Source organism: Nocardiopsis sp. JB363 (genome assembly GCF_900143625.1).
In the GTDB taxonomy this organism is placed as follows: Bacteria; Actinomycetota; Actinomycetes; order Streptosporangiales; family Streptosporangiaceae; genus Nocardiopsis.
This window is the reverse complement of sequence record NZ_FRFF01000076.1, coordinates 1-5,593: the sequence shown is the minus strand read 5'-3', so window position 1 is coordinate 5,593 and position 5,593 is coordinate 1. Positions and strand designations below refer to the sequence as shown.

The following is a 5,593-nucleotide window of genomic DNA, read 5'->3' as shown; positions in this document are numbered from 1 at the left end:
CAACAAAAAAGAAAAGGGGCCCGCCCAAAGGCAGACCCCTTTCCTAAGAAAAACCGTGGCAGCGACCTACTCTCCCACCCCATCACAGAGCAGTACCATCAGCGCAAAGAGACTTAACGACCGGGTTCGGAATGAGACCGGGTGTGACCCTCCAGCAATAACCACCACGGAAACCAAACACCCACAACCACCACCCCCACCACCCAAGGCGAAAACAGCAGTCACGAGCACGATTTCGTGAACAAAGTATGCGCGAGCAACCTAATTATCTGCAGCGGACAAGCCCTCGACCTATTAGTACCGGTCAGCTCCACCCCTCACAGGGCTTCCACACCCGGCCTATCAACCCCGTCGTCTACAGGGGGCCTTACCCTCTCAAAGGAGGCAGGAGACCTCATCTCGAAGCAAGCTTCCCGCTTAGATGCTTTCAGCGGTTATCAATCCCGAACGTAGCAAACCAGCCATGCCCTTGGCAGGACAACTGGCACACCAGAGGTTCGTCCGTCCCGGTCCTCTCGTACTAGGGACAGCCCTTCTCAAGTCTCCAACGCGCGCAGCGGATAGGGACCGAACTGTCTCACGACGTTCTAAACCCAGCTCGCGTGCCGCTTTAATGGGCGAACAGCCCAACCCTTGGGACCAACTCCAGCCCCAGGATGCGACGAGCCGACATCGAGGTGCCAAACCATCCCGTCGATATGGACTCTTGGGGAAGATCAGCCTGTTATCCCCGGGGTACCTTTTAGCCGTTGAGCGACACCGCTTCCACACGCCGGTGCCGGATCACTAGTCCCAGCTTTCGCTCCTGCTCGACACGTCCGTCTCACAGTCAAGCTCCCTTGTGCACTTACACTCAACACCTGATTACCAACCAGGCTGAGGGAACCTTTGGGCGCCTCCGTTACACTTTAGGAGGCAACCGCCCCAGTTAAACTACCCACCAGACACTGTCCCCGAACCGGATCACGGTCCAAAGTTAGATGCCCGAAACAGTCAGAGTGGTATTTCACCAACGCCTCCGCCGCCACTAGCGTGACAACATCACCGGCTCCCACCTATCCTACACAAACCATCCCAAACACCAATGTCAAGCTATAGTGAAGGTCCCGGGGTCTTTCCGTCCTGCTGCGCGAAACGAGCATCTTTACTCGTAGTGCAATTTCACCGGGCCCATGGTTGAGACAGTGGGGAAGTCGTTACGCCATTCGTGCAGGTCGGAACTTACCCGACAAGGAATTTCGCTACCTTAGGATGGTTATAGTTACCACCGCCGTTTACTGGCGCTTAGATTCCTAGCTTCGCAGGCCGAAACCCACTAACCAGTCCTCTTAACGTTCCAGCACCGGGCAGGCGTCAGTCCGTATACAGCGTCTTACGACTTCGCACGGACCTGTGTTTTTAATAAACAGTCGCTTCCCCCCGCTATCTGCGACCCCACCCAGCTCCAGAGGAAAACTCTTTCACCGGACAGGGCTCCCCTTCTCCCAAAGTTACGGGGACAATTTGCCGAGTTCCTTAACCATGGTTCACCCGAACGCCTCGGTATTCTCTACCTGACCACCTGCGTCGGTTTAGGGTACTGGCCACACACGAACTCGCTAGAGGCTTTTCTCGACAGCATGGGATCACTCACTTCACCAAAAACGGCTCGGCATCACGTCTCAGCCTCAACGAGAGGCGGATTTGCCTACCCCTCGGCCTACACGCTTACCCCCGGACAACCATCGCCGGGTAGAGCTACCCTCCTGCGTCACCCCATCACTTACCTACTACAAGCTCGGGTCCCAGACCAGATACCAACAAATTCCCGAAGGATTCTGAAGGATCCGGCGTGGTTAGCATCACCTGATTCGATACTGGACGCTCGTGCACGGGTACGGGAATATCAACCCGTTATCCATCGACTACGCCTGTCGGCCTCGCCTTAGGTCCAGACTCACCCTGGGCGGATTAACCTGCCCCAGGAACCCTTAGTCAATCGGCGGCAACGTTTCTCACGTTGCTTTCGCTACTCATGCCTGCATTCTCACTCGCACACCCTCCACCCCACGATCACTCGGAAGCTTCACTGGATGCACGACGCTCCCCTACCAACCCAAGTAAAACTTGGACTTCACAGCTTCGGCGGTGTACTTAAGCCCCGCTACATTATCGGCGCAGAACCACTTGACCAGTGAGCTATTACGCACTCTTTAAAGGATGGCTGCTTCTAAGCCAACCTCCTGGTTGTCTGGGCAACTCCACAACCTTTACCACTTAGCACACGCTTAGGGGCCTTAGCTGATGATCTGGGCTGTTTCCCTCTCGACTACGAAGCTTATCCCCCGCAGTCTCACTGCCACGCTTCACTTAACCGGCATTCGGAGTTTGTCTGACGTCAGTAACCTTGTAGGGCCCATCAGCCAAACAGTAGCTCTACCTCCAGCAAGAAACACGTGACGCTGCACCTAAATGCATTTCGGGGAGAACCAGCTATCACGGAGTTTGATTGGCCTTTCACCCCTACCCACACCTCATCCCCCAGATTTTCAACTCTGGTGGGTTCGGGCCTCCACGAGGTCTTACCCCCGCTTCACCCTGGACATGGGTAGATCACTCCGCTTCGGGTCCACAGCATGCGACTCAAACGCCCTATTCAGACTCGGTTTCCCTACGGCTACCCCACCCGGGTTAACCTCGCCACACACCATGACTCGCAGGCTCATTCTTCAAAAGGCACGCCATCACCAGCCACAAGGACCAGCTCTGACGGCTTGACAGCACACGGTTTCAGGTACTATTTCACGACCCCTCACCGGGGCACTTTTCACCTTTCCCTCACGGTACTAGTGCACTATCGGTCATCAGGACGTATTTTGGCTTAGCAGGTGGTCCTGCCAGATTCACACGGAATTTCTCGGGCTCCGCGCTACTCGGGAACACACCAACACCTGGGCTCTTCCTTCACCTACGGGACTCTCACCCACTACGGTTCCGTTTCCCAACGGATTCAGCTAAAAGAACCACCAGCGCTCCGGGCCGACAGACCCGAAAAGATGCACCCCACAACCCCGCACACGCAACGACTGTCGTCTATCACACGCGCACGGTTTAGCCTCTTCCCCGTTCGCTCACCACTACTAGGAGAATCACTATTGTTTACTCTTCCTGCGGGTACTGAGATGTTTCACTTCCCCGCGTCACCACCAACCACCCTATACATTCAGGTGGCGGCAACCCGACACAACTCGGGCTAGGTTTCCCCATTCGGACACCCACGGATCAAAGCTCGGTTGACAGCTCCCCGTGGCCTATCGTGGCCTCCCACGTCCTTCATCGGCGCCTGATGCCAAGGCATCCACCGTGTGCCACTATCACTTGGCCACTACAGATAATTAGATGCTCGCGCACACTATTCACAAATCAAAACACCGACCACAAACTCCCCTACCTCGAACCACCAGCCACACACCCGAACAGGGCAGATGTGGCTGACAGGAGTTACTGGAGGTGGCAGCGGGAACCAACCCACAAGGGATTGCTTCCTCAGACACCCAACAGCGCGCCCCCCAGCGCTTCTAGACCACTGGAGGTAAAGTTCGACTTTCTGAAAACCATTCCCCACCAACCCCGAAGGGTGTGAGGTCCACTTTCGAGTCCGACCGACATATAGGAAAACGTCGGCCTGTAAAAGACTCCTTAGAAAGGAGGTGATCCAGCCGCACCTTCCGGTACGGCTACCTTGTTACGACTTCGTCCCAATCGCCAGCCCCACCTTCACTCATTCCCTCCCACAAGGGGTTAGGCCACAAGTTTCGGGTGTTGCCGACTTTCATGACGTGACGGGCGGTGTGTACAAGGCCCGGGAACGTATTCACCGCGGCGTTGCTGATCCGCGATTACTAGCGACTCCACCTTCATGGGGTCGAGTTGCAGACCCCAATCCGAACTGAGACCGGCTTTAAGGGATTCGCTCCACCTTACGGTCTCGCACGCCCATTGTACCGGCCATTGTAGCATGTTTGCAGCCCAAGACATAAGGGGCATGATGACTTGACGTCGTCCCCACCTTCCTCCGAGTTGACCCCGGCAGTCTCCCATGAGTCCCCACCATTACGTGCTGGCAACATGGAACAAGGGTTGCGCTCGTTGCGGGACTTAACCCAACATCTCACGACACGAGCTGACGACAGCCATGCACCACCTGTCACCCACCAACTAAATGACCCTGTATCTCTACAGGTCCACGGGTGATGTCAAACCTTGGTAAGGTTCTTCGCGTTGCGTCGAATTAAGCAACATGCTCCGCCGCTTGTGCGGGCCCCCGTCAATTCCTTTGAGTTTTAGCCTTGCGGCCGTACTCCCCAGGCGGGGCGCTTAATGCGTTAGCTGCGGCGCGGAAACCGTGGAAAGTCCCCACACCTAGCGCCCAACGTTTACGGCATGGACTACCAGGGTATCTAATCCTGTTCGCTCCCCATGCTTTCGCTCCTCAGCGTCAGGTAAGGCCCAGAGACCCGCCTTCGCCACCGGTGTTCCTCCTGATATCTGCGCATTTCACCGCTACACCAGGAATTCCAGTCTCCCCTACCTACCTCTAGCGTGCCCGTATCCACTGCAGAACCGGAGTTAAGCCCCGGTCTTTCACAGCAGACGCGACACGCCGCCTACGAGCTCTTTACGCCCAATAATTCCGGACAACGCTCGGACCCTACGTATTACCGCGGCTGCTGGCACGTAGTTAGCCGGTCCTTATTCCCCACCTACCGTCAACCCCCAGAGAACTGGGAGCCTGCGTTAGTGGTAAAAGAGGTTTACAACCCGAAGGCCGTCATCCCCCACGCGGCGTCGCTGCATCAGGCTTTCGCCCATTGTGCAATATTCCCCACTGCTGCCTCCCGTAGGAGTCTGGGCCGTGTCTCAGTCCCAGTGTGGCCGGTCGCCCTCTCAGGCCGGCTACCCGTAATCGCCTTGGTAGGCCTTTACCCCACCAACAAGCTGATAGGCCGCGAGCCCATCCCCAACCGAAAAAACTTTCCACCCACCACCATGAGGTGATGAGTCGTATCCGGTATTAGACGGCGTTTCCACCGCTTATCCCAGAGTCAGGGGCAGGTTGCTCACGTGTTACTCACCCGTTCGCCGCTCGTGTACCCCGAAGGGCCTTACCGCTCGACTTGCATGTGTTAAGCACGCCGCCAGCGTTCGTCCTGAGCCAGGATCAAACTCTCCATAAAGGTCATACAACCCATCCCGGCGATCACGAGGATCAGCCTGGGTGTGGGTAAACCTAGAAGAAATCCTGACCGATCAACTGGCGTTGATCAATCAAAGGAACCCTACACACATAGTGTGTCGGGGCCAAAACAAACATGGCTTAAAGAAAATCAAACACGCGCTGTTGAGTTCTCAAGAAACAATCACTCTTCCCGTACAAGCTCCGGAACCTTACGATTCTCGGTCGCTCTTCCGTGGAAGGCTTCTTCGTTGTGTCTTTACTTTATCAGGTGTTCCGTTTCCCGTCGAATCGGCGGTTTCGGTATTCCTGATCGGGGTAAAGGCCCCGTTGTGCTTCTTCTGCTTTGCGTTTCCGCTGGGCTTTTGAAGCGACTCT

3 rRNA genes are annotated in these 5,593 nt (G+C 56.0%); all 3 read right to left on the bottom strand.

The window, feature by feature from the left end:
• Nucleotides 1–53: 53 nt before the first annotated feature.
• A 5S ribosomal RNA gene (gene rrf / locus BQ8420_RS11470) occupies nt 54–169 on the bottom strand.
• A 104-nt stretch (nt 170–273) separates the two neighbouring features.
• Nucleotides 274–3,364, bottom strand: a 23S ribosomal RNA gene (locus BQ8420_RS11465).
• 318 nt (nt 3,365–3,682) lie between these two features.
• Nucleotides 3,683–5,216, bottom strand: a 16S ribosomal RNA gene (locus tag BQ8420_RS11460).
• The 16S, 23S and 5S rRNA genes sit together here, the layout of an rRNA operon.
• Nucleotides 5,217–5,593: the final 377 nt, after the last annotated feature.